Consider the following 26,550-nt stretch of genomic DNA (forward strand, 5'->3'; position numbering starts at 1 on the left):
CCTGGCCTGATTATGTTGCAGGTACCGGGCAGGATGCATCGGGCATCGCAGCTCTCATAACAATAAAAGAGACGGACCCATGCAGAACTCGACCCAAGCGGCGAATGCCTGGCGCATTCTGTTCCTGCTGTTCCTCGCCAACCTGTTCAATTTCTTCGACCGCACCATCCCCGCCATCATCATCGAGCCAATCCGCATGGAATGGCACTTGAGCGACTTCCAGCTCGGTATCATCGGCACCGCCTTCACCATCGTCTACGCCATCGCCGGCCTGCCGCTCGGGCGCCTGGCCGATACCGGTTCACGCAGCAAACTGATGGGCTGGGGCCTGTTTGCCTGGAGCGGGCTGACGGCGGTCAACGGCATGGTCGGCAGCTTCTGGACCTTTTTGCTGGTGCGAATGGGCATCGGCATCGGTGAAGCCAGCTACGCGCCGGCGGCCAATTCGCTGATCGGCGACCTGTTTCCCGCCCACCGCCGCGCCCGGGCCATGGGCATTTTCATGTTGGGCCTGCCGTTGGGCCTGCTGCTGGCGTTCTTCACCATTGGCGCGATGGTCAAGGCGTTCGACAGCTGGCGCGCACCGTTCTTTATCGCCGCCGTGCCGGGGCTGATCCTCGCGATCTTCATGTTCTATATCAAGGAACCCAAGCGCGGCGCAGCGGAAACCGTGCAAGTCTCCCAGGAGCGCGTCGACCGCCCGATTCGTCGCGTTCTGGCGGTGCCGACCTTCCTGTGGCTGGTGCTGGCCGGGTTGTGCTTTAACTTCGCCACCTATGCGTGCAATTCATTTTTGGTGCCGATGTTGCAGCGTTACTTCCTGATGCCGTTGCAGGACGCCGCGGTGGCCACCGGCGTGATCGTCGGCATCACCGGGCTGGTGGGCCTGACCCTGGGCGGCTGGATTGCCGACAAGATCCATCAGCGCGTCGCCAACGGCCGGCTGCTGTTTGCCGCGTGCAGCTTGATTATCTCGACCATTACCACTGCCTGGGCCTTGCACGCGGGGCGCATTGAGATTGGCGTGTTTGTGGCGCTGTTCAGTGTGGGCTGGTTGTTTGCCTATAACTTCTACACCTGCGTGTACACGGCGATTCAGGACGTGGTTGAGCCACGCCTGCGCGCCACGGCGATGGCGCTGTTTTTTGCGGGGTTGTACTTGCTCGGCGGTGGCATGGGGCCGGTGGTGGTGGGCGGCCTGTCTGATCATTTTGCCCATTCGGCAATGTATGCCGATGGCGCCTCGCAGATGACCGAGGCGTATAAAGCGGTTGGGTTGCACGACGCCATGTACCTGATTCCGGTGGCGCTGTTCTTGACCATGCTGTTTCTGTTCCAGGCCTCGCGCAGTTTTGTGCGCGATGCCAAGAAGATGAAAGATGGGTTGGGGGCGGTTGAGGTGCCGGCTGCTGCCGCTGTAGCTTGATCGTTCCCACGCTCCGCGTGGGAATGCATCCTGTGACGCTCTGCGTCATGCTTCTAGGAGCGGACGCAGAGCGTCCAGAGCGGCGTTCCCACGCAGAGCGTGGGAACGATCAAAGGCCCGCATGTTGATCAGCCCGCCACCAACACCCGAATCGCTTCCAACCGCAGCGCAGCCTTGTCGAGCATGGCCAGGCCTTGCTCGCGCTGGTTGCGCAGCGCCACCAGCTCGCTGTCGCGCACGGTCGGGTTGACCGCTTGCAACGCGGTCAGGCGCGCCAGTTCTTCGTCGGTGTCGGCTGCCAGACGGCGTTTCGCCTCGGCCACACGCTCGGCGTGACGCGGGGTGATCTTCTCTTCGCCGGCATTGATGCGTGGCGTGAGCTGATCGCGCTGGGCCTGCACGAACTTGTTGGCGCTGGCGCGTGGCACGCTTTCCAACTGGTCGTTCAAAGTTTCAAACGACACACGGCCGGACAGGTCATTACCGTTGGTATCCAGCAGGCAGCGCAAGGCGGCCGGTGGCAGGTAGCGGCCCAGTTGCAGCGAGCGCGGCGCAACCACTTCACTGACGTAGAGCAGTTCGAGCAACACGGTGCCTGGCTTGAGCGCCTTGTTCTTGATCAGCGCCACGGCGGTGTTGCCCATCGAGCCGGACAGCACCAGGTCCATGCCGCCTTGCACCATCGGGTGTTCCCAGGTGATGAACTGCATGTCTTCACGCGACAGCGCCTGGTTACGGTCGTAGGTGATGGTCACACCTTCGTCGTCGCCCAGGGGGAAGCTGGCGTCGAGCATTTTTTCGCTGGGCTTGAGGATCAGTGCGTTTTCCGAATGGTCCTCGCTGTCGATGCCGAAGGCGTCGAACAGGGTTTCCATGTAGATCGGCAGGGCGAACTGGTCGTCTTGCTCAAGAATGTCTTCCACCAGCGCATCGCCTTCACCCGCGCCGCCGGAGTTGAGCTCCAGCAAGCGGTCGCGACCGGTGTGCAGTTCCTGTTCCAGACGCTCGCGCTCGGCACGCGCTTCGTCGATCAGGGCTTGCCACTCGCCGTCGTCGGCGTTTTCCAGCAGCGGCAGCAGGCGTGGGCCGAACTGATGCTGCAAGGCGTTGCCGGTCGGGCAGGTGTTGAGGAACGCGTTCAACGCTTCGTGGTACCACTGGAACAGGCGCTCTTGCGGGCTGGTTTCCAGGTACGGCACGTGCAGTTCGATCACATGCTTCTGGCCGATCCGGTCCAGGCGGCCGATCCGCTGTTCCAGCAGGTCGGGGTGGGACGGCAGGTCGAACAGCACCAAGTGGTGGGAGAACTGGAAGTTGCGGCCTTCACTGCCGATTTCCGAGCAGATCAGCACCTGGGCGCCGAACTCTTCGTCTGCGAAGTAGGCAGCAGCGCGGTCACGCTCGAGGATGTTCATGCCCTCGTGGAACACCGTGGCCGGGATGCCGGAGCGCACGCGCAGGGCGTCTTCCAGGTCCATGGCGGTTTCGGCGTGGGCGCAGATCACCAACACTTTGGTGCGCTTGAGCATTTTCAGCTGGTCGATCAGCCACTCGACGCGCGGGTCGAAGCGCCACCAGCGGTTTTCTTCTTCAACATCCGGTTGCGATTGGAAGCTGACTTCCGGGTACAGCTCGGCGTGTTCGCCCAGCGGCAGTTCGAGGTATTCGTCCGGGTTCGGCAGCGGGTAGGCATGCAGCTTGCGCTCCGGGAAACCCTGCACGGCGGCGCGGGTGTTACGGAACAGTACGCGGCCGGTGCCGTGGCGGTCGAGCAGCTCACGCACCAGGCGTGCGCTGGCTTCGGTGTCGCCATCGTTGACGGCGGTGAGCAGTGCTTCACCTTCGTCACCGAGGAAACCCTGGATGGTTTTGTGCGCTTTTGGCGACAGGCGGCCCTTGTCCAGCAGTTCCTGCACGGCTTCGGCTACCGGGCGATAGTTCTCGCTTTCGGCGCGGAAGGCGTGCAGGTCGTGGAAGCGGTTCGGGTCCAACAGACGCAGGCGTGCGAAGTGGCTGTCCTGGCCCAGTTGTTCCGGGGTGGCGGTGAGCAGCAGCACGCCAGGGATCACTTCGGCCAGTTGCTCGACCAGCGCGTATTCCGGGCTGGCTTTTTCTTCATGCCACACCAAGTGGTGGGCTTCGTCGACCACCAGCAGGTCCCAGCCGGCGGCGAACAGCGCGTCCTGGGCCTTCTCGTCGTCCACCAGCCATTCGAGTGCAACCAGTGCAAGCTGAGTGTCTTCGAACGGGTTGGCGGCATCGCTTTCGATAAAACGCTCTTCGTCGAACAGCGCAACCTGCAGGTTAAAGCGGCGGCGCATTTCCACCAGCCACTGGTGTTGCAGGTTTTCCGGCACCAGGATCAGCACGCGGTTGGCGCGACCCGACAGCAACTGGCGATGAATCACCAGGCCGGCTTCGATGGTCTTGCCCAGGCCCACTTCGTCGGCCAGCAATACCCGTGGCGCGATACGGTCAGCGACTTCGCGAGCGATGTGCAGTTGGTGAGCAATAGGTTGTGCACGCACGCCGCCCAGGCCCCACAGCGAGGACTGCAACTGACGGCTGGTGTGTTCCAGCGTGTGATAGCGCAGCGAGAACCAGGCCAGCGGGTCGATCTGCCCGGCGAACAGACGGTCGCTGGCCAGACGGAACTGGATGAAGTTCGACAGTTGGGTTTCCGGCAGGGTGACCTGCTCGTTCTGCCCATTGAGGCCGTGGTAGACCAGCAGGCCATCGACGTCGTCGACTTCCTGTACGGTCATTTTCCAGCCTTCGAAATGGGTGATGCTGTCACCCGGCGAAAACCTCACACGAGTGAGGGGCGCATTCCGTAGCGCATACTGACGAGTGTCGCCAGTGGCCGGATAGAGCACGGTCAACAAGCGCCCGTCCTGTGCCAGAACGGTGCCTAACCCCAGCTCTGCTTCGCTGTCACTAATCCAGCGTTGCCCCGGTTGATACTGCTGCGCCATGCTGCCTGACTCCCGCCGTGAAAAAGCCGACTATTCTAACGGAACACGGCTTCCAGACCAAAAGGAATAGCTGCAGCTTCAAGCTTTAAGCTCCAAGCGGCAAGAAAAAGGGCGATATGTTCGTCGGATAGATGACGATTGGTTCACAAGTTGGGGGCTTGATGCTCAAGTCGCCCCTCCCGCAGCCGACAGTCTGCGCAATAGGAGACTAAAAACCATGCTGCCACCCATACTGCCCTTGAGCGTTGTACCGGTCACGTCGCAACTTGATCCGGTGCGCCAGAAGCCGGATATCCCGCCCGTGGTGCCCGTGCAGGCCGGCTCCAACGAAAGCACCATCGACCTGAAAAAGGGCGATGCCGAGCAGTCGACTTTGTTACTGCGCGAAGAACAACGCCGCCAGCAAGAACAGCAGAAACGCCGGCGCGAAGCGGATGAAGACCCTGACGCGCACTTGGCGATCCCCGGCGATGAGCTCAACGCCGACAACACCGTGCCGGTAGCGCCGCTGATCGAGGACGCGCCGCGCCAGGGTTTGTGGGTGGACGTCGAGGTTTAATCGCGCAATTCGCGCAGCGCGGCGATCAGCAACTCGATGTCGTGTTCGGTGTTGAGTGGGCTGACAGAAACCCGCGCGATGCTTGTAAGACCCCGCGCCTGCATATCCAGAGGCGTGTAGGCCACACCATTGGCGCCGATGTTGATGCGCTTTAATCCCAGCCGACGTTTGAGTTCAAACGCCTCCCAGCCGGCGAGGTTAAAGGCGATCAATCCTGAGTGAACCGTGCCCAGATCGTGCAGGGAAACGCCCGGAATCTGACGCAGCGCGTCGCGGATTCGTCCGCTAAGCTGCAAGACCCTTTCCCATGTCCGCTCCACGCCCAGTCGGTTAACTTCCTGCAACGCATTGCCCAACCCCGCCAATAAGGCGTAGGACACTTCGCTGGTTTCAAAGCGGCGGGCATCGTTACGCAGGTCGAACCCTTCAACGGTCCAGGGCGCCGAGAACACGTCGCGCTGGGCGGGGCTCAGGCGTTGCAGAAAGTCTGGTCGCACATACAGCAGCGCCGTACCCCGCGGCCCGCGCAGGTGTTTACGCCCGGCCGACTTGAGCACATCGCAGTGCAGCGCCTGCACATCCACCGGCAACTGGCCGACCGCTTGGCCGGCGTCGATGAAGTAGGGGATTGCGTGGCGCCTGGCCACTTCGCCGATGGCCTGGGCAGGGTTGATCAGGCCGCCGTTGGCCGGCAGCCAGGTCAGGTCGATCAGCTTGACGTTGGCATCAATCATTGCTTCCAGCGCCAATGGGCAGACTGCGCCGGTTGCATCGCAGGGAATCACCTCCACTCGGGCACCCGCTTGCACGGCCAACTGCATACTCGCCAGGTTGCCGCCCCATTCATGGCGCCCGACCAGGATGCGATCGCCCGGCTGCCACGGCCCCAAGGCCTGGAAAGCCAGGCTCCAGGCGGTTGAGCCGCTGCTGGCGAAGGCAATCGAGGAGACGGGCGCATTGAGTAATTGCCCAGCTGCGCGCCGGGCTTTTTCTACCAGGATCGCGCCATGCTCGCCGGCCTCCATCGGGCCATCGCGGGCTTCGCGTTGCAACTGGTCGATGATCGCGTCGAGGGTGGCTTGGCTCGGCAGCGAGGCACCGGCATGGTTGAAGTGCACGATGCCTGATTGGCAGCCAGGTGTGTCGTCACGCAGATGCTGGACCTGCAGCGGGCTCACGACAGCAGCTCGAAAATTGCGTCCACCTCCACGGCGACGCCGGCGGGCAGGCTCGAGACGCCGACGGCGGTGCGCACGTGCCGGCCTTTGTCGCCCAGGGCATTGACCACCAGATTGGATGCGCCATTGGCAACGACGCTTTGGCGCGTGAAATCGCCGCTGCTGGCGATGAACACGCCCAAGCGGAGAATGCGCACTACACGCGACAGGTCATCACCGACGGCAGCACTTAACTGGCCGAGCAAGCCCAACGCCGCCAGCTCTGCTGCCTGGGCACCTTCTTCATCGCTGAGGGATTGCCCCAGCCGGCCGATGTAGGCGGGTTTGCCGTCGAGCATAGGAATTTGCCCGGAGATAAACAGCTGGTTCTGGCTGACCACATGATTGATGTAATTGGCCGCCGGCTGGCTAGGGGTTGGCAGCGTCAGGCCAAGGGCTTGTACGCGTTGGCGGATGGAGTCGCTCATGTTGGATCCTCTTGGGTTAAGAGGTTTGAGCATGTTTGTTGTATCAATGGGCGACAAACGGATAGATCTCACTCGACGTATCGAAATAGCTCATGCATCGGCGCAGGTGTCTTTCAACCATTGACTGAAGCATTCGACCGCTTGGCTCGCAGGGCCTTGAGGCACGACCAGCCAGTAACCGATTTCACTGTGGTAGGGCGGCCAGTCAAAGGCTTCCACCAGGCTGCCGTCCTTGAGCCTGCGCTCTATCAGGCGGTGACGGCCCATGGCGATGCCTTGGCCAGCCACGGCGGCTTCGACCACGATGTTGTAGTCGTGCAGCAGCACGCGGGAATGGTGGTCGAGGTTGACCTGGTAGTGCGCCGACCAATCCGTCCACTCGAAAGGGCGGTGCGAGGTGGCCATCAACAAGGGCGCATTGTGCAGTTGGCTGGCCTTGAAGGCCGGGCTGCACACCGGTGAAATGACTTCCGCCATCAAACGCGTGGCCTGTACATCGGGCCAGTCGCCCTTGCCATAGCGGATGGCCAGGTCGACCTCGGCGGTGGCGACGTTGGCTAATTGAATCGCGGGCAGCAGTTCCACCTGGATATGCGGGTAGCGGTTGAGAAACCCGGCCAGACGCGGGGCCAGCCACAGGGTGGCAAACGAGGCCAGCAGGCCCACGCGCAAAATTGTGGTCGTGGGGGCGACTTTCTGCGCGCGGGTGGCGGCGGCGATCATATCGAGGGCCGGGCGGATTTCGTCGTAGTAACCTTGGCCGTCGGCGGTCAGATCAATCGCGCGGGTGCGTCGGATAAACAGTGGTTTGCCCAGATACTGTTCGAGCTTTTGCACTTGGTGGCTGAGTGCGCTCTGGGTAACCGACAACTCATTGGCGGCCTTGATAAAACTCAAGTGCCGCGCCACCGCCTCAAAAGCGCGCAGGGCCAGCAGCGGCGGAAGGTCATTGTGCAGTGCCAACTGAGTGCGCCTACAGGGTAAGTTGGGAAGTGTCGATTTTGGGCGATGTGCTTCCTTTTGTCGCCCGCAGATTCTCCTGTCGTAGTTTGGGGATATGCCCTACATCTCCCCGGGCAGCCGTGCGCAAAGCTCTGTGTCTTTTTTGAGACGGTAGAGCGATGAAACTCCCTATAAAGGCAAATGTGATCGGGTTGGCTGTTTCAATGGGCCTTTGCGCGGGCGCAGCAGCGAATGAGTCACCGCTGGTCGGGGCCTGGAAGCTGGTCGGCTATCAGGTCGAGTCCCAGGATACCCGTGAGAAAATTCCGGCAATGGGCAGCCGTCCTTCCGGGCGCGTTATTTTTACCGCGGATCATCGAGTGGCTTTCGTGTTGACCGGTGAGGGAAGAAAAGCCGGCGCTTCCGACGCTGAAAAATCAGCGCTGTTGAATACGCTGGTGGCTTATACCGGTATTGAGCGGGTCGAGGGCAATCAATGGTGCACAGAGGTTGATTCTGCCTGGAATCCGGCGTGGGTGGGGACGGTGCAATGCCGCGATTTTCAGGTCAGCGGCGATACGCTGGAAGTGCTGACGCCCTGGCGCCAAATGCCGAATTGGCCGGGGACTACACGTTCCATCATTACATTTGAGCGGGATAAATAAGCGCCAGGAAAGAGAAGTACGAGGATTTTCACCCTGGCATTTGCCGTCGAGCGGGAGAGGCCGCATTATTGAGCCATTCCCGCCACGACGTAAGCCCAGCCATGAGTGAAGACGACAAACTGATTGACCTGAATGCCGAACGTGCCAAACGTGTGCATGACTTGAATGACAAGCGCCTGAATGAAGTTCGCCAGGCATTTGAGCAGGCGATGCCGCTTGGCAAAGTTAAGAAAAAACCCAAGAACAAGCCGAAAAAGCGTTGAAACAGCCTGCATTTGTTGATGCAGGTCAGTTATTACCCTTCTTTAAGCCCCGTTGCGGGCGACATTGATCCCGGTCAATTTTCCACTCCGCCTTCTCCATTAACTTAGCCCTATCGCAACAGGGCATGAGCAGGAGGCCGGTCATGTTTTTCGATAATGTGGTGTTTGCCGGGGTGCTGACTGTCAGCCTCATGGTGCTGTTTTTTGTAGGGTTTGGGATTTTTATCTGGAAGGACGCTAATAAGCGTAAAGAACCGTAAGTTCTTCTGGGTTACATGAGCACGCAAGGCATTTTGGGCGACTTCGGTCGCCCTTTTTTTTGCCTGCTATTTAATGTGATCGTTCCCACGCTCCGCGTGGGAATGCCGCCGAGGACGCTCTGCGTCCCGCACCTGTAGTTGCATAAAAAAAGGTGCGATCCTCATCGAGGTCGCACCTTCTTTTTCAACGGTTGGCTATCAACTGCCCAGCGCCTTGGAGGCCAGCCAGAACAACCCGGCTGACAGACCCACGGTTGCCGGCAAGGTCAACACCCAAGCCATCAGAATGGTCTTCACCGTGCCGCCTTGCAGGCCGCTCTTATTGGCAACCATGGTGCCGGCCACGCCTGAAGACAGTACGTGAGTGGTGGAAACCGGCAGGCTGAAAATGTTGGCCAGGCCAATCATGCTCGCCGTGGTGATCTGTGCCGACATGCCTTGGGCATAGGTCATGCCCTGCTTGCCGATCTTCTCACCGATGGTCAGTACCACACGCTTCCAGCCCACCATGGTACCCAGGCCCAGGGCCAGTGCGACGGCGAGGATCACCCAGAACGGGGCGTACTCGGTGGTGGCGGTCAAGTCTTTGCGCAGCTTGTCCAGGTCGGACTTCTCACGCGCATCCAGGCCCGGCAGCTTGCCGACTTTCTTCGCGGTGTCGTCCAGGCACAGCAAGTAGCGGCGCACTTCAATGCGGTGCTCGGCAGTCAGCGAGTGGTAGTCGGAAACGCCTTTCAGGGTTTCCATCAAGGCATTGATAGTCGGCTCGGTCTGCTGCGGGTTGCACCGGAACTTGCCCGGCAGGTCGTCCTTCACGCTTTTGCCCAGTGCCAGGAACTCGCCGAGCGTGGCGTTATTGCGCTCGTAAAACTGGCTCAAATGCACGGTGGCATCGCGAGTACGTTCAATCTGGTAAGTGGTGCTGCCCAGGTCGAGTACGAACTGCGCCGGTACGATACCGATGAGCACCAGCATGATCAGGCCGATGCCTTTCTGGCCATCATTGGAGCCGTGTACGAAGCTCACGGCCATGGCCGAGATCACCAGTACCAGACGGTTCCAGAACGGTGGGTGCTTCTTGTCGTCAAGTTTGCGGCGCTGGTCCGGGGTCTTGTGCATTTTCGACAGTGGGCGCCACCATTTCAGGCCGATCAGCACCAGAGCTGCGACCAGGAAGCCGGCCATCGGCGAGAACACCAGGGAAGCACCGATATCGATGGCTTTCTGCCAGTTCACACCGTCAGCCAAGGGGATGTCGTTGATCAGGGCATTGGCCAGGCCGACACCAAGGATCGAGCCGATCAAGGTATGGGAGCTGGAGGCCGGGATACCGAAGTACCAGGTGCCCAGGTTCCAGGTGATCGCCGCTGCCAATAAAGAGAAGACCATTGCCAGGCCATGGCCGGTGTTCACATTGATCAACAACTCCACCGGCAGCAAGTGCACGATGGCGTAGGCGACGCCGACACCACCGAGCAACACGCCGAGGAAGTTGAACACCCCGGAGAAGAACACGGCCAGGTGCGGCGGCATGGCTTTGGTGTAGATGACTGTGGCCACCGCGTTAGCGGTGTCATGAAAGCCATTGATGAACTCGAAGGCGAGGACAAAGGCCAGGGCGAGCAACAGGCTCACTAGAACCCAAGCATCCAGTCCGCTGAATAAATCGATCATGAAGGTTTTCTGACCCGGTCGTAAGGGGGCGCGATTATGCCAGAAAACCTCAGTAATCGATGCATTAGCTGCTCATCGGTAACAATCTTCACTGAAAAAACACCGGGCAAAGCGGCGCATCCCAGGGTTTTCGGGGCTTTGGCAAGTCTTTGATTTATAAAGTGCGGGGCCGAAAAGACACGGATTTGTCATGCAAACGTCATGTCTGAAACATTTGTATGAAATTTCGTTGGCTTCAGCAGGACGCTGACCAATGGTGAGCCAAGCCAATGCACGGTGCCTTCCGCCGGCGCTGGGCCGGCAGAGACAGCAAGACCCTGGAAACTCTGAGCGAAGGGCTTATGGCTCTTCGGTCTTGAGTTCCTGTTCAATCTTTTGAATTTCCTGGGCAAATGCCTGATCCAGCAAACTGGCCCGTTTGCGCCAGGGTTTGCGCTCGGGTTCAGGTTGCGCGGCGTAGGTGGTGACTTCCCCGCCGTAAACGTCCTTGTAACGTTGTTCCTGGCGCTCAAGTTCCGCGCGCAGTTCGTCTTTCGTCACAGTGTTACCTAATTAAGTTGAGTGTATTGACGGTGCAGCGTCATGCCTGAAAGTCGTCCTCGGGTTGTTCAAAATTGAACAGTAGAACCATTCAAGTTTGAAAAAGGGCCAAAGGGCAGATCTTATAAACAGGTATGTGTGACCGATGATGCCTGTAACGCGCATCGCCTCGTGAGCTCCACTCCCGATGATAATGAAATCGGGCTGACCTCTGCACAAGCTGCATTATAGCGGCGCATTTGGATAAAACTATCAGCATTAAGTTAAAAAGCGTCAACTTCGTGTGAGACTTTTGTTACATGACGGTGTGAGTCATTTGCGTGTTTTGCGCATGACTGTAGTGGTCTACCCGGCTGTCGGGTTCCATCGGCAAAATTGCGATAATCGCATGGCTGTCCGATAATCGCCCGATGTTGCGGGCGCAACCTTGTGCATCCCGGCCGGCACGGCTTGTAATGGCGGCCAACCCTCCCTGCGGTTGAAAACAAGAGAAAGGACCCTGGAAATGAACGATCAATTGCGCAACTCCTTCGCATCAGTGGCGCCGCCGATCGTGGCTTCACCGGCCAAGCGTATCCAGGCGTTTACCGGTGATCCGGACTTCATGACCTCCCTGGCGCGCGGCCTGGCCGTGGTGCAGGCGTTTCAGGAGCGCAAACGCCACCTGACCATCGCCCAGATCAGTCATCGCACCGAAATCCCGCGTGCCGCCGTACGCCGTTGCCTGCACACCTTGATCAAGCTCGGTTATGCCACCACCGATGGGCGCACCTATTCGCTGCTGCCCAAAGTCTTGACCCTGGGGCATGCGTATTTGTCCTCCACGCCATTGGCCGTATCGGCCCAGCCTTACCTGGACCGTATGAGCGAGCAATTGCACGAGGCTTGCAACATGGCGACCCTGGAAGGCGACGACATCCTTTATATCGCCCGCTCGGCCACCACCCAGCGCCTGATCTCGGTGGACCTGTCGGTGGGCGGGCGTTTGCCGGCGTATTGCACATCGATGGGGCGCATCCTCCTGGCGGCGCTGGACGATGCCTCGCTCAAGGACTATCTCGACCACGCCGACCTGCAAACCAAGACCAGCCGCACCCTGACCACGCCCGAAGCCTTGTTCGAATGCCTGCAACAAGTGCGTCAACAAGGCTGGTGCATCGTCGATCAGGAGCTGGAGCAGGGTTTGCGCTCCATCGCCGTGCCGGTGTACGACGCTTCCGGCCAGGTGTTGGCCGCGCTCAATGTCAGCACCCACGCCGGGCGTGTCAGCCGCAGCGAGCTGGAGCAGCGGTTTTTGCCAAGCATGCTCAGCGCCAGCCGCGAGTTGAGTGCGCAACTGTTTGCCTAAGTGTTCGGTGACCGCACAGATCCCGGCTTGATCAATTGACGCTGTTTCCCCCGACTTATTACTGTGCGGCAGCGCTCTGAAGAGCCGCCCAATAATAACGACGACCCCAGGTCGTTGGCCCGCCATCGGTGTGGAATAAAAATAATGAATCAGCCTTCTGTCGGTACCACCCTGGACGTGCAGTCCTTTATCAACGCCCAGCCACTCTCGCGTTACCAGTGGCGTGTGGTAATCCTGTGTTTCCTGATTGTCTTCCTCGATGGCCTCGACACCGCTGCCATGGGCTTTATTGCGCCTGCGCTGTCCCAGGACTGGGGCATCGACCGCGCCAGCCTCGGCCCGGTAATGAGTGCCGCGTTGATCGGCATGGTGTTTGGTGCGCTCGGTTCCGGCCCGCTGGCGGACCGTTTTGGCCGCAAAGTGGTGCTGGTGAGTGCGGTGTTGGTGTTTGGCGCATTCAGCCTGGCCTCGGCCTACAGCAGCAACGTCGATCAGCTACTGGTGTTGCGCTTCCTGACCGGGCTGGGCCTGGGCGCAGGGATGCCGAACGCCACGACGCTGCTGTCCGAATACACCCCCGAGCGCCACAAATCGTTGCTGGTGACCAGCATGTTCTGCGGTTTCAACCTGGGCATGGCCGGCGGCGGGTTTATCTCGGCCAAGCTGATCCCGGCGTTTGGCTGGCATAGCCTGCTGCTGATCGGCGGCATTCTGCCGTTGATTTTGGCGGTGGTGCTATTGGTATGGCTGCCGGAATCGGCGCGTTACCTGGTGGTGCGCAACCGTGGCACCGACAAGGTGCGCAAGACGTTGTCCCCTATCGAACCTACGATCGTTGCCCAGGCGAGCAGCTTCAGCGTGCCCGAGCAAAAAACCGTCAAGGCGCGCAACGTGTTCGCGGTGATCTTCTCCGGCACCTACAGCGCCGGCACCCTGCTGCTGTGGCTCACCTACTTTATGGGCCTGGTGATTGTTTACCTGCTGACCAGTTGGCTGCCGACCCTGATGCGCGACAGCGGCGCCAGTATGGAACAGGCAGCCTTTATCGGCGCGTTGTTCCAGTTCGGCGGCGTGCTGAGTGCGGTCGGCGTGGGCTGGGCAATGGACCGCTTCAATCCCCACAAGGTCATCGGTACTTTCTACCTGTTGGCCGGGGTGTTTGCCTACGCAGTGGGGCAGAGCCTGGGCAATATCACCGTACTGGCGACCTTGGTGTTGATCGCCGGGATGTGCGTCAACGGCGCGCAATCGGCCATGCCATCCCTGGCCGCGCGCTTCTACCCGACACAGGGCCGCGCCACCGGTGTGTCGTGGATGCTCGGCATCGGTCGCTTCGGCGCGATCCTCGGCGCGTGGATGGGCGCCACCTTGCTGGGCCTGGGCTGGAACTTCGAACAAGTGCTGACGGCACTGGTGATTCCGGCGGCGTTGGCCACGGCTGCCGTGGTGATCAAGGGCATGGTCAGCCATGCGGATGCTACCTGATCCCCGCGCGATTCAAGTGGGCGCTAAATTGCGTGGGAGCTGGCTTGTGTGGGAGCTGGCTTGCCTGCGATGCAGACACCTCTGTCTGTCAGGTAAACCGTGGTGATGCAATCGCAGGCAAGCCAGCTCCCACATAAGCCAGGCCCTCAGACTGAGCGAGTTTTCGTAAACGATTAGCTAGACAACAATCTGTTCGATAATCGAACGCTGAGTCGATTATCGGATTGTTTGGTCCATTTGCCCGGCTTAATCTTCAAGCACTTCGGCGCCACCTCAGCGCCTTTTTCGATCAACACCGGGAGCCCAACCCCATGGCTGAAATTCTCACCCTGCGTGATGCGGTCAAGCGCTTCGTGAACGACGGCGATACCGTCGCCCTCGAAGGCTTCACCCATCTGATCCCTACGGCAGCGGGTCATGAAATCATTCGTCAGGGCAAGAAAGACCTGACGCTGGTGCGCATGACGCCTGACCTGATCTACGACCAGTTGATCGGTGCCGGCTGCGCGCGCAAGTTGATTTTCTCCTGGGGCGGCAACCCGGGCGTGGGTTCCCTGCATCGCCTGCGCGACGCCGTTGAAAAGCAATGGCCGCAGCCGCTGGAGATCGAAGAACACAGCCACGCCGACCTGGCCAATGCCTACGTTGCCGGAGCCTCGGGCCTGCCGTTTGCAGTGCTGCGCGCCTATGCCGGCTCCGACCTGCCCAAGGTCAACCCGCTGATCAAAACCGTCACCTGCCCATTCACTGGCGAAGTGCTGGCGGCCGTGCCGTCGGTGCGTCCGGACATCACCGTGATCCACGCACAAAAGGCCGACCGCAAGGGCAATGTGCTGCTCTGGGGCATTCTCGGTGTGCAGAAGGAAGCGGCCCTGGCGGCCAAGCGTTGCATCGTCACCGTCGAAGAAATCGTCGATGACCTGAATGCACCGATGAACAGCTGCGTACTGCCGACCTGGGCCTTGACTGCGGTGTGCCATGTACCCGGTGGTGCGCACCCGTCCTACGCCCACGGCTACAACGAGCGCGACAACCGCTTCTATCAGGCGTGGGACCCGATCGCCCGCGACCGTGGGACCTTTACCGCGTGGATCGACGAATACATCCACGGCACCGCTGACTTCAGTGAATTCCAGGCCAAGCTGGCCCACGCGCAGGAGGCCAAGTAATGGCTTACTCGACCAATGAAATGATGACCGTCGCCGCCGCGCGCCGCCTCAAGAACGGCTCGGTGTGCTTTGTCGGTATCGGCTTGCCTTCCAAGGCCGCCAACCTGGCACGCCTGACCTCGTCGCCGGACGTGGTGCTGATCTACGAATCCGGCCCGATTGGCGCCAAGCCAAGCGTATTGCCGCTGTCGATCGGTGACGGCGAACTGGCAGAAACCGCCGACACGGTCGTGCCGACCGGTGAGATTTTTCGCTACTGGCTGCAAGGCGGGCGCATCGACGTCGGCTTTCTCGGCGCCGCCCAGGTCGACCGTTTCGGCAATATCAACACCACCGTGGTGGGCGATTATCACCAGCCCAAAGTGCGCCTGCCGGGTGCCGGTGGCGCGCCGGAGATTGCCGGTTCCGCCAAGAGCGTGTTGATCATCCTCAAGCAGTCGGCGCGTTCGTTTGTCGACAAGCTGGACTTCATCACCTCGGTCGGCCACGGCGAAGGCGGTGACTCACGCAAGCGCCTGGGCCTGCCTGGCGCCGGCCCTGTAGGGATTATTACCGACCTGTGCATCATGGAGCCGGAGGAGGGCAGCCATGAGTTTGTGGTCACCGCCTTGCACCCTGGCGTAACCCGCGAGCAAGTGGTGGCAGCCACCGGTTGGGCAATTCGTTTTGCCGACCACGTAAGCACCACCGCCGAGCCGACCGAGGTGGAGCTGACCGCGCTGCGTGATCTCGAAGCGCGCACTGCCGCCGCCCACGGCCAAGCACCGGGAGAAGCCTGATGCGCGACGTCTTTATTTGTGATGCCATCCGCACGCCCATCGGCCGTTTCGGCGGTGGCTTGTCCACGGTGCGCGCCGATGACTTGGCAGCTTTGCCAATCAAGGCACTGATCGAGCGCAACCCGTCGGTGGACTGGAGCGCGGTCGACGAAGTGTTCCTTGGTTGCGCCAACCAGGCCGGTGAAGACAACCGCAACGTCGCGCGTATGGCGTTGCTGTTGGCGGGCTTGCCGCAAAGCATTCCGGGCGTGACCCTCAACCGCCTGTGCGCCTCGGGCATGGACGCGATCGGCACGGCCTTCCGCGCCATCGCCAGCGGCGAAATGGAGCTGGCGATTGCCGGTGGCGTCGAGTCGATGTCCCGTGCGCCGTTCGTGATGGGCAAGGCTGACGCGGCGTTTTCGCGCAACATGAAACTGGAAGACACCACCATCGGCTGGCGTTTTATCAACCCGTTGATGAAGGCCCAATACGGCGTGGATGCGATGCCGCAAACGGCCGATAACGTCGCCGACGACTACAACGTGTCCCGCGCCGATCAGGACGCCTTCGCCCTGCGCAGCCAGCAACGCACCGCCGCCGCGCAAGCCGCCGGGTTCTTTGCTGAAGAAATCGTGCCGGTGCGCGTCGCCCATAAAAAAGGCGAAACCGTGGTGGAGCACGACGAGCATCCACGCGACACCACCCTGGAGGCCCTGGCCAAACTCAAGCCGGTCAATGGCCCGGATAAAACCGTCACCGCCGGCAATGCGTCGGGCGTGAATGACGGTGCGGCGGCGCTGATTCTGGCGTCTGCCGAAGCGGTCAAAAAGCACGGCCTCACCGCCCGCGCTCGCGTACTGGGCATGGCCAGCGCCGGCGTTGCGCCGCGTGTAATGGGCATCGGCCCGGTGCCGGCGGTGCGCAAACTGGTGGAGCGCCTTGGTTTGGCGGTCACCGACTTTGACGTGATCGAACTCAACGAAGCCTTCGCCAGCCAAGGCCTGGCGGTGCTGCGTGAACTGGGGATCGCCGACGATGCCGCGCAGGTCAACCCGAACGGCGGCGCCATCGCCCTTGGCCACCCGTTGGGCATGAGCGGCGCGCGGTTGGTGCTGACGGCACTGCATCAGTTGGAGAAAACCGGCGGCCGCAAAGGCCTGGCGACCATGTGTGTGGGCGTCGGCCAAGGCCTGGCCCTGGCGATTGAACGCATCTGATAAGAGAGGATTGCTCCATGAGTGACAAGCCCGGTTACCGGCGCCCGCAAGCGGGCACCCAACCTGATTACCTGCACCCGGCCTACCAGTCGACGAACCTGCGTTCGCCGTCCCAGCCATTGGTGTTTCTGCCGCACTCCTTGTCGGAAATCACCGGCCCGACCATCGGCGCCGAGCGGATCAACGAGAAGGACAACGACCTCACCGCCCAGCACGAAGGCGAGCCCCAGGGCGAACGCATCATCATCCACGGCCGTGTGCTGGATGAAAACGGCCTGCCGGTGCCGGGCATTCTGGTGGAGATCTGGCAGGCCAACGCCGCCGGTCGCTATAACCACAAGCGCGACCTGCACGATGCGCCGCTGGACCCGAACTTTACCGGCACCGGCCGCACCGTCACCGACGCCGACGGCTGGTATCAGTTCCAGACCATCAAGCCCGGCGCCTACCCGTGGGGCAACCACCACAACGCGTGGCGCCCGGCGCATATCCACTTCTCGCTGTTTGGCCCCAGCGTACTGACGCGGCTGGTCACGCAGATGTATTTCCCCGGTGACCCGCTGCTGGAATACGACCCGATCTACAACTGTGTGCCGGACACCAGCGCCAAGCAGCGTCTGATCGCGCGTTTTGATCTGGAAAAAACCATTCCGTCCTATGCCCTCGGCTATCGCTGGGACATCGTTTTGCGCGGCCGCGACGCCACGCCGATGGAGAAATGAGATGACCCTCAATGCGACCACGTCCCACACCGTCGGGCCGTATTACCACATCGGCCTGACCTGGCTGAACCGCGAAGACCTGACCGTGCCGGCCACCTTGGGCGAGCGCGTGGCAATCAGCGGGCAGGTGGTGGACGGCAACGGTGATGTCGTCAACGACGCCATGCTGGAAGTCTGGCAAGCCAATGCCGCCGGCAAGTACGACCACCCCGAAGACGAGCAGGCTAAGGCCGTCGATCCCAACTTTGAAGGGTTTGGCCGGGTGCCGGTGGATGCCGAAGGCCGCTTTCGGTTTACCACCATCAAGCCGGGCAGTGTGCCGGGCCTGCAAGGCACGACCCAGGCGCCGCATCTGGTGGTGCTGGTGTTTGCCCGTGGTTTGGTCAAGCACCTGCTGACGCGGATCTATTTCGATGGCGAAGCGTTGAATAGCGATGACCCGTTGCTGGCGTGTGTGCCTGCGGAGCGTCGCGCTACGTTGATTGCCAAGCCGGATGCGCAGGGTGTGCATCAGTGGAATGTGATTTTGCAGGGCACAGACAAGGAGACGGTGTTCTTCGATTATTGAGTTGAGCTGGCGGGCGCCATCGCGGGCAAGCCCGGCTCCCACATTTTGAACGGTGAACAGGTTCAAAGGTGGGAGCTGGCTTGCCTGCGATGGCGCCCTCAAGGCCGCACCTATGCAAAAGTCTGCTTGCGGAACATGGTTGTTGCAAAGTATGTCTAGGCTATAACCGTTCCCACTGAGTAAAAAAACATGACAACAAAAACGAGTCACTACACCGGAGAAGAACGCAGCAAACGGATTTTTGCGATTGTCGGGGCCTCCTCCGGCAACCTGGTCGAATGGTTCGACTTCTACGTCTATGCCTTCTGCGCGATTTATTTTGCCCCGGCGTTTTTCCCCTCGGACGATCCCACGGTCCAGTTGCTCAACACCGCCGGGGTGTTTGCTGCCGGATTCCTGATGCGCCCCATCGGTGGCTGGCTGTTTGGCCGAGTGGCCGACAAGCACGGGCGTAAAAACTCGATGATGATCTCGGTGCTGATGATGTGCGCCGGTTCGCTGGTCATCGCCTTTTTGCCCACCTACAAAGATATCGGCGCCTGGGCGCCGGCCTTGCTGCTGGTGGCGCGCCTGTTCCAGGGCCTGTCGGTGGGGGGCGAATATGGCACCACGGCGACCTACATGAGTGAAGTGGCACTCAAGGGCCAGCGCGGCTTTTTTGCCTCATTCCAATACGTGACCCTGATCGGCGGCCAATTGCTGGCGGTGCTGGTGGTGGTGATCCTGCAACAGATCCTGACTGAAGAAGAACTGCGCGCCTGGGGCTGGCGGATTCCGTTCGTGATCGGCGCCATTGCTGCGGTGATCTCCCTGCTGCTGCGTCGCACCTTGAAAGAAACCACCAGCAAGGAAATGCGTGAAGACAAAGATGCCGGCAGCATCGTCGCGTTGTTCCGCGACCACGGCAAAGCGTTCATCACCGTGTTGGGCTACACCGCCGGTGGCTCGCTGATTTTCTACACCTTTACCACGTACATGCAGAAATACCTGGTGAATACCGTGGGCATGCACGCCAAGACGTCGAGCTACATCATGACCGGCGCGCTGTTCCTGTACATGTGCATGCAGCCGCTGTTCGGCATGCTGGCGGACAAGATCGGTCGACGTAATTCGATGCTCTGGTTCGCAGGCCTGGGCACGCTGTTCACCGTGCCGATCCTGCTGACCTTGAAAACCGTCACCAGTCCGTTCCTGGCCTTTGTGCTGATCACCCTGGCCTTGGCGATCGTCAGCTTCTACACCTCGATCAGCGGCCTGGTCAAAGCCGAGATGTTCCCGCCGCAGGTGCGCGCACTGGGTGTGGGCCTGGCGTATGCGGTGGCGAATGCGATTTTTGGTGGTTCGGCCGAAGTCGTTGCGTTGAGCCTGAAATCCATTGGCATGGAAAATACCTTTTACTGGTACGTCACCGCGATGATGGCGGTCGCTTTCCTGTTCAGCCTGCGTCTGCCCAAACAGGCGGCTTATCTACATCACGACCTCTAGGGATGAGTTATGACACTGCGCACGAGCAATCAACTGTTCGACGCTTACTTCACCGCTGACAGCATGGCCGAGGTGTTCTGCGACCAGGGACGTTTGCAGGGCATGCTGGATTTCGAAGCGGCGCTGGCCCGGGCCGAGGCCCGGGTCGGGCTGATTCCGCAAGCCGCCGTCGCACCGATTGCCCAGGCGTGCCTGGCTTCGCTTTACGATGTGGATGCCCTGGGCGAGGCGATTGCCTCGGCGGGGAATTCGGCAATTCCGCTGGTGAAGGCCTTGGGCAAGTTGATTGCCGCTGAAGATGCCGGTGCCGAGCGTTACGTGCACCTGGGCGCGACCAGCCAGGATGTGATGGACACCGGGCTGGTGCTGCAACTGCGCCAGGCGTTGGCGCTGATTGAAGCAGACCTGGCGCAATTGGGCGAGGTGCTTGCTGCCCAGGCCCAGCGTTATGCCGACGTACCTTTGGCTGGGCGGACCTGGCTGCAGCATGCGACGCCGGTCACGCTGGGGATGAAAATTGCCGGGTGGCTGGGCGCGGTGACGCGCAGTCGCCAGCGCCTGGCCGAGCTGAAGCCGCGCTTGTTGGTGCTGCAGTTCGGTGGCGCGTCCGGCACCCTGGCGGCACTCGGTGAGCACGCCATGCCGGTGGCGCACGCCTTGGCGGTTGAGTTGCAACTGGGCTTGCCCGAGCAACCCTGGCACACCCAACGTGATCGGCTGGTGGAGTTTGCCAGTGTGCTTGGCCTGATCGCCGGCAGCCTTGGCAAACTGGGGCGCGACCTCAGCCTGCTGATGCAGACCGAAGCGGCGGAAGTGTTCGAGCCGTCTGCGCCGGGCAAGGGCGGCTCATCGACCATGCCGCACAAGCGCAACCCGGTGGGCGCCGCCGTGTTGATCAGCGCTGCCACCCGCGTGCCGGGGCTGGTGGCGACGATGTTCAGCGCCATGCCCCAGGAGCATGAGCGCAGCCTGGGCCTGTGGCACGCCGAGTGGGAAACCCTGCCAGAGATTTGTCGGCTGGTGTCCGGTGCCTTGAAACAGGCGCTGTTGGTGAGCCAAGGCTTGGAGGTCGACCCCGAGCGCATGGCGCACAACCTCGACCTGACCCAAGGGCTGGTGCTGGCCGAAGCCGTGAGTATCGTGCTTGCCCAACGCCTGGGCCGCGAGACCGCTCACCATCTATTGGAGCAATGTTGTAAACGCGCCGTCGCCGAACGGCGACATCTGCGCGCGGTTCTGGCGGACGAAGCACAGGTCACCGCCGAGTTGTCGGCGGTGGAACTGGACCGCCTGCTCGATCCGGCCCACTACTTGGGCCAGGCTCAAACCTGGGTTACCCGTGCGGTGACCGACCATTTTGCTTTGACTGCGTAAGGAGACCGCCGTGGCATTTGTACAACTGGCCGAAGGCCCATTGCATTACCAACTGGACGGGCCTGAGGGCGCGCCGGTGCTGGTGTTGTCCAACTCGTTGGGCACCGACCTGCATATGTGGGACATCCAGATCCCGGCCTTCACCCAGCACTTTCGCGTACTGCGTTTCGATACCCGTGGCCATGGCAAATCCCTGGTCACCGAAGGGCCGTACAGCATCGAGCAGCTGGGTCGCGATGTGATTGCGTTGCTCGATGCGCTGGATATTCAGCGTGCGCATTTTTGCGGGCTGTCCATGGGCGGCCTGATCGGCCAATGGCTGGGCATCCACGCAGGTGATCGCCTGCTGCGCCTGGTGGTGTGCAACACCGCCGCCAGGATCGGCACGCCGGAGATCTGGAACCCGCGAATCGAGATGGTTTTGCGTGACGGTGCGGCGGCCATGGTAGCGCTGCGCGATGCGTCGATTGCACGCTGGTTTACCGCCGATTTCGCCGCCGCCAACCCGCACCAGGCCCAGCAGATTACCGACATGCTTGCCGCCACGTCGCCCCAAGGTTACGCCGCCAACTGCGCAGCCGTACGCGATGCGGATTTGCGCGAGCAACTGTCCACGATCCAAGTGCCGACCCTGGCGATTGCCGGCACCGAAGATGCCGTTACGCCGCCGGCCGGCAGCCGCTTTATCCAGAATCAGATCAAGGGCGCCGAGTACGCCGAGTTCTACGCGGCGCACCTGTCCAACGTACAGGCCGGCGCCGCGTTCAGCGACCGCGTGCTGGCGTTCCTGTTGGCTGATTAAACCTGTGGCAGCGAGCTTGTTCTGGAGAGCTGACGTGTTCTGTATAGCAGGCTTGTTGTGACAGACAGGCTTGTTGTGGCGAGCAGGCTTGCCCTGCGTTGGGCGGCGAAGCGGCCCTGATACAGCCACCGCGTTCTTCCCGATGAACCGCATCGCCAGGTTTTGGGGCCGCTTCGCGCCCCAGCGCAGGGCAAGCCTGCTCGCCACACGTGTTCGAGCTTCTATCAAATGTTTAAGGAGTTTTTGTGGACGAGAAACAACGTTATGCCGATGGCCTGCAAGTGCGTCGCGAAGTGCTGGGCGATGCCCATGTCGACCGCAGCCTCAATGCCCTGACCGAGTTCAACAGCGAGTTCCAGGAAATGATCACCCGCCACGCCTGGGGTGATATCTGGACCCGCCCCGGCCTGCCTCGGCATACCCGCAGCCTGATCACCATCGCCATGTTGATCGGCATGAATCGTAGTGAAGAATTAAAACTTCACCTGCGTGCCGCCGCCAGCAACGGCGTGACACGCGCCGAGATCAAGGAAGTGCTGATGCAGAGCGCGATCTACTGCGGGATACCGGCAGCCAATGCGACGTTCCACTTGGCCGAGTCGGTGTGGGATGAGCTGGGCGTCGAGTCACGGGAGTCGGTTTGATCAACCCACTCCCTCGCTCAATACCCCTCAGGTGTAGGTAGTGCGTAACGGACGGCGCATCTCCTCTCGAAACCCATTTTCGGAAAACGGCTTGGGGTTTGTTGTACTCGGTTCGGTCGCGGGGTGACCTACAAAATTAAATGGCTGAGCAACGGTAAACAGTCCTACGGCTTGCCGTTCATCATTGGGTTCACCGTCGGGGTTCTCCGGTATGGCGGTGCTGCCTGCGAGGAACGTTCCCGAGGCGCCATTATAGGCGTGGGCCATTTCGTGATAGAGGGCGTTGACGGGTGCGCTGTCTGCATCCAGCGAATACGAGGGGTTGTATTGTATCTGCGCACCCGTTGCGACGGCGCCAGCTTGTTGGTGTGTGATGAAGCCTTGGGCCGCAGGTGCCAGCGTATCCATAGAGTGACCTGCTTCGAGGTGGTTGCGAATGGCCGCATTACTGAAGTAGTAGCTGCCGTTGTCCTCCGTCAATTCAGTAATGCGTACCGGGGAATCATTCCGCTGAGCCGCGGCGTCGGCAGTACCGAGCATTCTCTTGCCTTGCCGGGATATTCTTAGCAGCTCCATATCGTCTTCTACGTTTTGTACGAACTCGGCAGAGCCCTCAATCACATAGCCACTTTTGCCCACCTCGCTGTGTTGCGTGTGAACGCGCTGGGAGCCCGGGGTACGATGAACCTCGTCCGACGGTTTGGCGTAGATGACGGTATTGTCGTTATCAGACCTGACGATGTTTTTGTCGCGCCCGGTGTAAATTGTGGCGGGGCCATTTGTGACGATCAGGTTTTCACCTTTGCCACCGTGCAGGACTGTCGGGATTTGAGTGTCGTTGCGCGTGACAATCATGAAGTCGTGACCGTCGCCGCCGTCCATGAACAGGCGACGATCAGCCGAGCCTTTTCCTGCCTGCATACGGTCATTGCCATTGTTGCCTTTCAGGACACCGTTCCCGGTGCCGGCGATCAACACGTCATTGCCATCGTTACCGAATGCGATGCCGTCGCCGCTCCCAAGCTTGAGCATATCGTCTCCCGCACCGCCATAGAGGCGGGTGTCTCCTGCGCCGGCACGCGCGTAATCATTGCCGGCGCCGAGCTCGATGCGAATGGCGTTTTTAACTTCAGGATCGATCAGAACACAATCGTCGCCCCCGTTGGTCCTGATGCGTAAGGGTTGCGATTCACTGCCGTCAGGGGACGTCAGCAGGTTCAGTTGATAGGGCTTATTGTTGATGGTCGCGATCAGACTATGACCCGGGCCTTTTTTAATGGTTACCTTGTCGGCACGGTTACCGGTCTCGATTACAAGTTCGTTGGAGGACGAGCCTATCGGCTTGCCGTTTTCGCTCATGTAGGCGATTTCCTGGTAGAACTTCACGTGCTTGTCGTGTCGCAATACGTCGGTGTTGATGTATTTTTTTTGGGTACTGTCCAGCGGATGCTGATCGGGAGTGAGTTTGGAATGCGAGGATAGGTATAGAAAATCTATCGGTCTGTCGCGCCCCACGTAGTAGGAACGCCGGGCACTGATCTCAATGGGCGCTTGCGATGCTGTTGGCGTTGTATCCGGGAGGGCAATCGAATGCTGATTAAGCGATGGCGAAGTGACGTTCATGGGATTCTCTTTTTTATTGACGTCCCTATGTGTGTTGGCGGCGTGAACTTGAGTTCCCCATGAGCGGCAAGCGCAAGTAGCAGCAAATATAACCGGTCGTCGCAGAGCGACTAATGCGAGTCCGCATCCCACACCCAGTTCCACACCCCCGGCAGATGCACTACTTCATTCATATCCTTGACTGTGCGTGCCAGCGCTGCGCGTTCCAGCGTGGCGTGGTCGGTGTAGAACGGCTCGGCTGCGACCTTCATGCCATTGATCCGAGCGCTGTCCATCAGGATTTGCAAGTACTCCTGCATGTGTCGCGCGGTGTAACGGTTGATATCGTGGAAGGTCACCACCACGGGTATCACGCCGTCCACCGTTGGCAGTTCGCCCAGAGCAATGCGTTCGCGCACCACAGACAGTTGCCGATACAAGTTCGCTCGCCGGCGTGGGCTGCCATTGAAACCCCAGATTTTTCCGTCATTGGCACTCAGGTCAGTCAGCAGCACATGCATGCCGTGGCGCTGGTAGGCGGCGAAGGTGCGCCGGTCGTAGTTCCAGAAGGGTGGGCGTACCAGCGTGGGCGCAGTGCCAGTGATCGACGCAATGTCGGCTGCGCCCTCGGTGAGGGTGCTTTCCAGCTCGGCGTCATTGAGCCAACGGTGGTTGGTGTGAAACGCCGTGGCTGTGTGAAAGGCCAACACATGCCCGGCGGCGTATTCGCGCTCCATGGTCTTGCGACCCCGCAGGCTGCCACCGGAGCGGGACGCTTCGGTCTGCAGGAAAAATACCGCCTTGATGCCCGGCAGTATCGGGTTGTGCAGCAAATCGGCCATCACTGACCGGCTGGGGTTGTTATAACCCGAGGCGCTGGGGCCGTCATCGAAGGTCAACAAAAAGCGGATGGGCGCCTGAGCCTGCAAGCGTTGCGCCGTCTGCGGCGTCAGGACGACAGGTGCGCCGATGCAGCCGCAAAGGCTCAGAGCCAGGACCAGCATGGCGAAGAATTTCATGGTGTGCATGCGCTCGAATAGAGGCCGCTGCTGGGCGGATCAGCAGCGGCAGGCGCGCACCATACAGTAAGTCCGACGCTGGTTTACAGCAGACTTATCGGGTAGCTGACGATCAACCGGTTCTCATCAAATTCGTTGTTGCTGTAATCACGACGCATCGTGGAATTGCGCCAGCGCACATTGAGGTTCCTGAAGGTGCCGCTTTGCACCGTATAGCCCACTTCACTCTCGCGGCCCCACTCCTTACCATCAGTAATGGTGCCCGTATGCACGTTGCTACCGCTGATATAACGGTTCATCAAGGTCAGGCCCGGTATGCCGAGCGCGGCGAAGTTGTAGTCGTGGCGCACTTGCCAGGACTTTTCCTGGGCGTTGTCGTAGCTTGCGTTGTAGCTGTCATTGGCCAGGGTGCCGCCGCTGGTGCCGTTGACGCGCATCCAGGCACTGTTGCCGGTGAGTTTTTGCAGGCCGACATAGAAGGTGTTGCCGCCGTAACGGGCGGAGAAAAGGCCGGACCAGGTCTTGTTGTCCAGCTCGCCTGCGCGGGCGCTGCCGTCGTCCTTGCCGTAGAAAAACCCGAGGTTGGCGCCCAGGGTCCAGTCGCCTATGGGTTGGCTGTGGATCAAGTTGATGTATTGCTGGCTGTAGATGTCCTTGAGCTGGGCATTCCACACACCGATCTGGGTGCGTTTGTCGTTGAAGGCGTATTCACCGCCCTGGAAGTTGAAGCGGTCGGAGGTGAAGGCGGTTTTACCGACCATCGACATGTCGGTCATGCTGCTGTCGTCGCGCGGGCTGTTGGCGCGGAACTGGCCGCCGTAGAGGGTCAGGCCGTCGATTTCCCTGGAAGTGATCTGCCCGCCACGCAAGGTTTGCGGCAGGGAGCGGCCGTCGTCCGAACGCAAAATCGGTAGCACTGGCATCCACTCGCCGACCTTGACTTCGGTCTTGGAGATTCGCGCCTTGAACGCGACCCCAAGACGCCCGAAGTTATCCGCCGGGCGGCCGTCGCGGTCCAGCGGCAATAGCTGGGTGCCGCCGGTGCCGCGCCCGCCATCGAGCTTTTGCGAGTACATGCCCAATACATCCACACCGAAACCCACCGTGCCCTGGGTGAAGCCGGAGCGGGCATCGAGGATAAAACTCTGCGTCCACTCCTGCGCGCCACCCTGGGTTTTGGTCGGGTTGGTGTAATTGCGGTTGAAGAAGAAGTTGCGCAGGTTGAGGTTGGCGCTGGCGTCTTCGAGAAAGCCGTGTTCTTCGGCGGCGACGGGCAGGGCAAGGCTGGCGACAGCAGTTGCCAGCAATAGCTGGCGCGGGCGGAACGTGCTCATGGTGTTGGACCTGTTGTTATTGGGTTTATGCAGGTGCCGGCCATGGTGCGGGGCGGTGCGGGGGCGATGAA

26 protein-coding genes are annotated in these 26,550 nt (G+C 60.7%); 16 read left to right on the forward strand and 10 right to left on the reverse strand.

What is annotated here, in order from left to right; all coding sequences use genetic code 11:
* Positions 1-79: 79 nt before the first annotated feature.
* On the forward strand, positions 80-1,426 hold the full coding sequence (locus tag GIW48_RS09545) for a spinster family MFS transporter (RefSeq protein ID WP_017137218.1): 1,347 nt from the start codon (positions 80-82) through the stop codon (positions 1,424-1,426).
* Between the two features lie 128 nt (positions 1,427-1,554).
* Here GIW48_RS09545 and rapA read toward each other — a convergent pair whose 3' ends face one another.
* Positions 1,555-4,401: an RNA polymerase-associated protein RapA gene (gene rapA / locus GIW48_RS09550; RefSeq protein WP_186616816.1), complete on the reverse strand. Its 2,847-nt coding sequence runs from the start codon at positions 4,399-4,401 to the stop codon at positions 1,555-1,557.
* A 217-nt stretch (positions 4,402-4,618) separates the two neighbouring features.
* On the opposite strand from rapA, the gene GIW48_RS09555 reads away from it, so the two are divergent.
* Positions 4,619-4,960 (forward strand): hypothetical protein, encoded by a 342-nt coding sequence (locus GIW48_RS09555; RefSeq protein ID WP_017137220.1) that lies wholly within the window; start codon positions 4,619-4,621, stop codon positions 4,958-4,960.
* Here GIW48_RS09555 and GIW48_RS09560 read toward each other — a convergent pair.
* The 3 genes from GIW48_RS09560 to GIW48_RS09570 all read right to left on the reverse strand — a co-directional run bounded on the left by GIW48_RS09560 (position 4,957) and on the right by GIW48_RS09570 (position 7,568).
* Positions 4,957-6,138, reverse strand: coding sequence for an aminotransferase class V-fold PLP-dependent enzyme (locus GIW48_RS09560; protein WP_236460226.1), 1,182 nt, complete (start codon positions 6,136-6,138; stop codon positions 4,957-4,959). The genes GIW48_RS09555 and GIW48_RS09560 overlap by 4 nt on opposite strands.
* Positions 6,135-6,605, reverse strand: a complete 471-nt coding sequence (locus GIW48_RS09565; protein WP_099548591.1) for a RidA family protein — start codon at positions 6,603-6,605, stop codon at positions 6,135-6,137. The genes GIW48_RS09560 and GIW48_RS09565 overlap by 4 nt, the downstream gene beginning before the upstream one ends.
* Positions 6,606-6,695: 90 nt before the next feature.
* A complete protein-coding gene (locus tag GIW48_RS09570) occupies positions 6,696-7,568 on the reverse strand; it encodes a LysR substrate-binding domain-containing protein (RefSeq protein ID WP_236460227.1) in 873 nt (290 codons plus the stop codon).
* A 158-nt stretch (positions 7,569-7,726) separates the two neighbouring features.
* On the opposite strand from GIW48_RS09570, the gene GIW48_RS09575 reads away from it, so the two are divergent.
* From GIW48_RS09575 to ccoM, 3 genes are all read left to right on the forward strand, one after another.
* Complete coding sequence (locus GIW48_RS09575; RefSeq protein ID WP_236460228.1) at positions 7,727-8,212, forward strand: lipocalin-like domain-containing protein; 486 nt, start codon at positions 7,727-7,729, stop codon at positions 8,210-8,212.
* Between the two features lie 101 nt (positions 8,213-8,313).
* Entirely contained in the window at positions 8,314-8,475 is a 162-nt protein-coding gene (locus GIW48_RS09580; protein ID WP_017137225.1) for a hypothetical protein, read from the forward strand.
* A gap of 143 nt (positions 8,476-8,618) precedes the next feature.
* Positions 8,619-8,735 (forward strand): cytochrome c oxidase subunit CcoM, encoded by a 117-nt coding sequence (gene ccoM, locus GIW48_RS29750; RefSeq protein WP_017137226.1) that lies wholly within the window; start codon positions 8,619-8,621, stop codon positions 8,733-8,735.
* A 198-nt stretch (positions 8,736-8,933) separates the two neighbouring features.
* Here ccoM and GIW48_RS09585 read toward each other — a convergent pair whose 3' ends face one another.
* The 3 genes from GIW48_RS09585 to GIW48_RS09595 form a co-directional block, all read right to left on the reverse strand.
* Positions 8,934-10,409, reverse strand: a complete 1,476-nt coding sequence (locus GIW48_RS09585) for an inorganic phosphate transporter (RefSeq protein WP_017137227.1) — start codon at positions 10,407-10,409, stop codon at positions 8,934-8,936.
* Positions 10,410-10,748: 339 nt separating this feature from the next.
* Complete coding sequence (locus GIW48_RS09590; RefSeq protein WP_003189295.1) at positions 10,749-10,949, reverse strand: hypothetical protein; 201 nt, start codon at positions 10,947-10,949, stop codon at positions 10,749-10,751.
* 295 nt (positions 10,950-11,244) lie between these two features.
* Positions 11,245-11,466 carry a hypothetical protein gene (locus GIW48_RS09595; RefSeq protein ID WP_157786502.1) on the reverse strand — a complete coding sequence of 74 codons (222 nt, stop codon included), beginning with the start codon at positions 11,464-11,466 and terminating at the stop codon, positions 11,245-11,247.
* Here GIW48_RS09595 and pcaR point away from each other — a divergent pair.
* The 11 genes from pcaR to pcaC all read left to right on the forward strand — a co-directional run bounded on the left by pcaR (position 11,455) and on the right by pcaC (position 22,524).
* A complete protein-coding gene (gene pcaR / locus GIW48_RS09600) occupies positions 11,455-12,297 on the forward strand; it encodes a pca regulon transcriptional regulator PcaR (protein ID WP_017137228.1) in 843 nt (280 codons plus the stop codon). The genes GIW48_RS09595 and pcaR overlap by 12 nt on opposite strands.
* 144 nt (positions 12,298-12,441) lie before the next feature.
* The gene (locus GIW48_RS09605) at positions 12,442-13,782 is read left to right on the forward strand and encodes an MFS transporter (RefSeq protein ID WP_017137229.1); all 1,341 of its coding nucleotides are present in this window, start codon (positions 12,442-12,444) and stop codon (positions 13,780-13,782) included.
* Positions 13,783-14,093: 311 nt separating this feature from the next.
* Positions 14,094-14,951, forward strand: a complete 858-nt coding sequence (locus GIW48_RS09610) for a CoA transferase subunit A (protein ID WP_017137230.1) — start codon at positions 14,094-14,096, stop codon at positions 14,949-14,951.
* Positions 14,951-15,730: a CoA-transferase subunit beta gene (locus GIW48_RS09615; RefSeq protein ID WP_017137231.1), complete on the forward strand. Its 780-nt coding sequence runs from the start codon at positions 14,951-14,953 to the stop codon at positions 15,728-15,730. The genes GIW48_RS09610 and GIW48_RS09615 overlap by 1 nt, the downstream gene beginning before the upstream one ends.
* The gene (gene pcaF / locus GIW48_RS09620; protein WP_169985849.1) at positions 15,727-16,929 is read left to right on the forward strand and encodes a 3-oxoadipyl-CoA thiolase; all 1,203 of its coding nucleotides are present in this window, start codon (positions 15,727-15,729) and stop codon (positions 16,927-16,929) included. The genes GIW48_RS09615 and pcaF overlap by 4 nt, the downstream gene beginning before the upstream one ends.
* A 17-nt stretch (positions 16,930-16,946) precedes the next feature.
* Entirely contained in the window at positions 16,947-17,651 is a 705-nt protein-coding gene (pcaH, locus tag GIW48_RS09625) for a protocatechuate 3,4-dioxygenase subunit beta (protein ID WP_017137233.1), read from the forward strand.
* Between the two features lies 1 nt (position 17,652).
* Positions 17,653-18,219: a protocatechuate 3,4-dioxygenase subunit alpha gene (pcaG, locus tag GIW48_RS09630; protein ID WP_056857459.1), complete on the forward strand. Its 567-nt coding sequence runs from the start codon at positions 17,653-17,655 to the stop codon at positions 18,217-18,219.
* Between the two features lie 189 nt (positions 18,220-18,408).
* Positions 18,409-19,704: an MFS family transporter gene (locus GIW48_RS09635; protein ID WP_236460229.1), complete on the forward strand. Its 1,296-nt coding sequence runs from the start codon at positions 18,409-18,411 to the stop codon at positions 19,702-19,704.
* A gap of 9 nt (positions 19,705-19,713) precedes the next feature.
* Positions 19,714-21,078: a 3-carboxy-cis,cis-muconate cycloisomerase gene (locus tag GIW48_RS09640; protein WP_236460230.1), complete on the forward strand. Its 1,365-nt coding sequence runs from the start codon at positions 19,714-19,716 to the stop codon at positions 21,076-21,078.
* Between the two features lie 10 nt (positions 21,079-21,088).
* Positions 21,089-21,880, forward strand: coding sequence for a 3-oxoadipate enol-lactonase (pcaD, locus tag GIW48_RS09645; RefSeq protein ID WP_017137237.1), 792 nt, complete (start codon positions 21,089-21,091; stop codon positions 21,878-21,880).
* Between the two features lie 245 nt (positions 21,881-22,125).
* The gene (gene pcaC, locus GIW48_RS09650) at positions 22,126-22,524 is read left to right on the forward strand and encodes a 4-carboxymuconolactone decarboxylase (RefSeq protein WP_017137238.1); all 399 of its coding nucleotides are present in this window, start codon (positions 22,126-22,128) and stop codon (positions 22,522-22,524) included.
* Positions 22,525-22,551: 27 nt separating this feature from the next.
* Here pcaC and GIW48_RS09655 read toward each other — a convergent pair whose 3' ends face one another.
* From GIW48_RS09655 to GIW48_RS09665, 3 genes are all read right to left on the reverse strand, one after another.
* Positions 22,552-24,147, reverse strand: a complete 1,596-nt coding sequence (locus GIW48_RS09655) for a M91 family zinc metallopeptidase (RefSeq protein WP_169985442.1) — start codon at positions 24,145-24,147, stop codon at positions 22,552-22,554.
* 110 nt (positions 24,148-24,257) lie between these two features.
* Positions 24,258-25,145, reverse strand: coding sequence for a polysaccharide deacetylase family protein (locus GIW48_RS09660; protein ID WP_017137240.1), 888 nt, complete (start codon positions 25,143-25,145; stop codon positions 24,258-24,260).
* 83 nt (positions 25,146-25,228) lie between these two features.
* Positions 25,229-26,479, reverse strand: a complete 1,251-nt coding sequence (locus tag GIW48_RS09665; protein ID WP_236460231.1) for an OprD family porin — start codon at positions 26,477-26,479, stop codon at positions 25,229-25,231.
* Positions 26,480-26,550: the final 71 nt, after the last annotated feature.

Source organism: Pseudomonas sp. PA-6-3C (genome assembly GCF_021605825.1).
GTDB lineage: Bacteria > Pseudomonadota > Gammaproteobacteria > Pseudomonadales > Pseudomonadaceae > Aquipseudomonas > Aquipseudomonas edaphica.

Bases quoted from the DNA above. Each gene is read 5' to 3' on its own strand.
- pcaG (WP_056857459.1), top strand. From the start codon at position 17,653: ATGACCCTCAATGCGACCACGTCCCACACCGTCGGGCCGTATTACCAC.
- pcaH (WP_017137233.1), top strand. From the start codon at position 16,947: ATGAGTGACAAGCCCGGTTACCGGCGCCCGCAAGCGGGCACCCAACCT.
- GIW48_RS09605 (WP_017137229.1), top strand. From the start codon at position 12,442: ATGAATCAGCCTTCTGTCGGTACCACCCTGGACGTGCAGTCCTTTATC.
- GIW48_RS09565 (WP_099548591.1), bottom strand. From the start codon at position 6,605: ATGAGCGACTCCATCCGCCAACGCGTACAAGCCCTTGGCCTGACGCTG.
- GIW48_RS09665 (WP_236460231.1), bottom strand. From the start codon at position 26,479: ATGAGCACGTTCCGCCCGCGCCAGCTATTGCTGGCAACTGCTGTCGCC.
- GIW48_RS09575 (WP_236460228.1), top strand. From the start codon at position 7,727: ATGAAACTCCCTATAAAGGCAAATGTGATCGGGTTGGCTGTTTCAATG.
- GIW48_RS09555 (WP_017137220.1), top strand. From the start codon at position 4,619: ATGCTGCCACCCATACTGCCCTTGAGCGTTGTACCGGTCACGTCGCAA.
- GIW48_RS09655 (WP_169985442.1), bottom strand. From the start codon at position 24,147: ATGAACGTCACTTCGCCATCGCTTAATCAGCATTCGATTGCCCTCCCG.
- rapA (WP_186616816.1), bottom strand. From the start codon at position 4,401: ATGGCGCAGCAGTATCAACCGGGGCAACGCTGGATTAGTGACAGCGAA.
- GIW48_RS09640 (WP_236460230.1), top strand. From the start codon at position 19,714: ATGACACTGCGCACGAGCAATCAACTGTTCGACGCTTACTTCACCGCT.
- GIW48_RS09660 (WP_017137240.1), bottom strand. From the start codon at position 25,145: ATGAAATTCTTCGCCATGCTGGTCCTGGCTCTGAGCCTTTGCGGCTGC.
- GIW48_RS09580 (WP_017137225.1), top strand. From the start codon at position 8,314: ATGAGTGAAGACGACAAACTGATTGACCTGAATGCCGAACGTGCCAAA.
- GIW48_RS09610 (WP_017137230.1), top strand. From the start codon at position 14,094: ATGGCTGAAATTCTCACCCTGCGTGATGCGGTCAAGCGCTTCGTGAAC.
- ccoM (WP_017137226.1), top strand. From the start codon at position 8,619: ATGTTTTTCGATAATGTGGTGTTTGCCGGGGTGCTGACTGTCAGCCTC.
- GIW48_RS09615 (WP_017137231.1), top strand. From the start codon at position 14,951: ATGGCTTACTCGACCAATGAAATGATGACCGTCGCCGCCGCGCGCCGC.
- GIW48_RS09545 (WP_017137218.1), top strand. From the start codon at position 80: ATGCAGAACTCGACCCAAGCGGCGAATGCCTGGCGCATTCTGTTCCTG.
- GIW48_RS09635 (WP_236460229.1), top strand. From the start codon at position 18,409: ATGACAACAAAAACGAGTCACTACACCGGAGAAGAACGCAGCAAACGG.
- GIW48_RS09585 (WP_017137227.1), bottom strand. From the start codon at position 10,409: ATGATCGATTTATTCAGCGGACTGGATGCTTGGGTTCTAGTGAGCCTG.
- pcaR (WP_017137228.1), top strand. From the start codon at position 11,455: ATGAACGATCAATTGCGCAACTCCTTCGCATCAGTGGCGCCGCCGATC.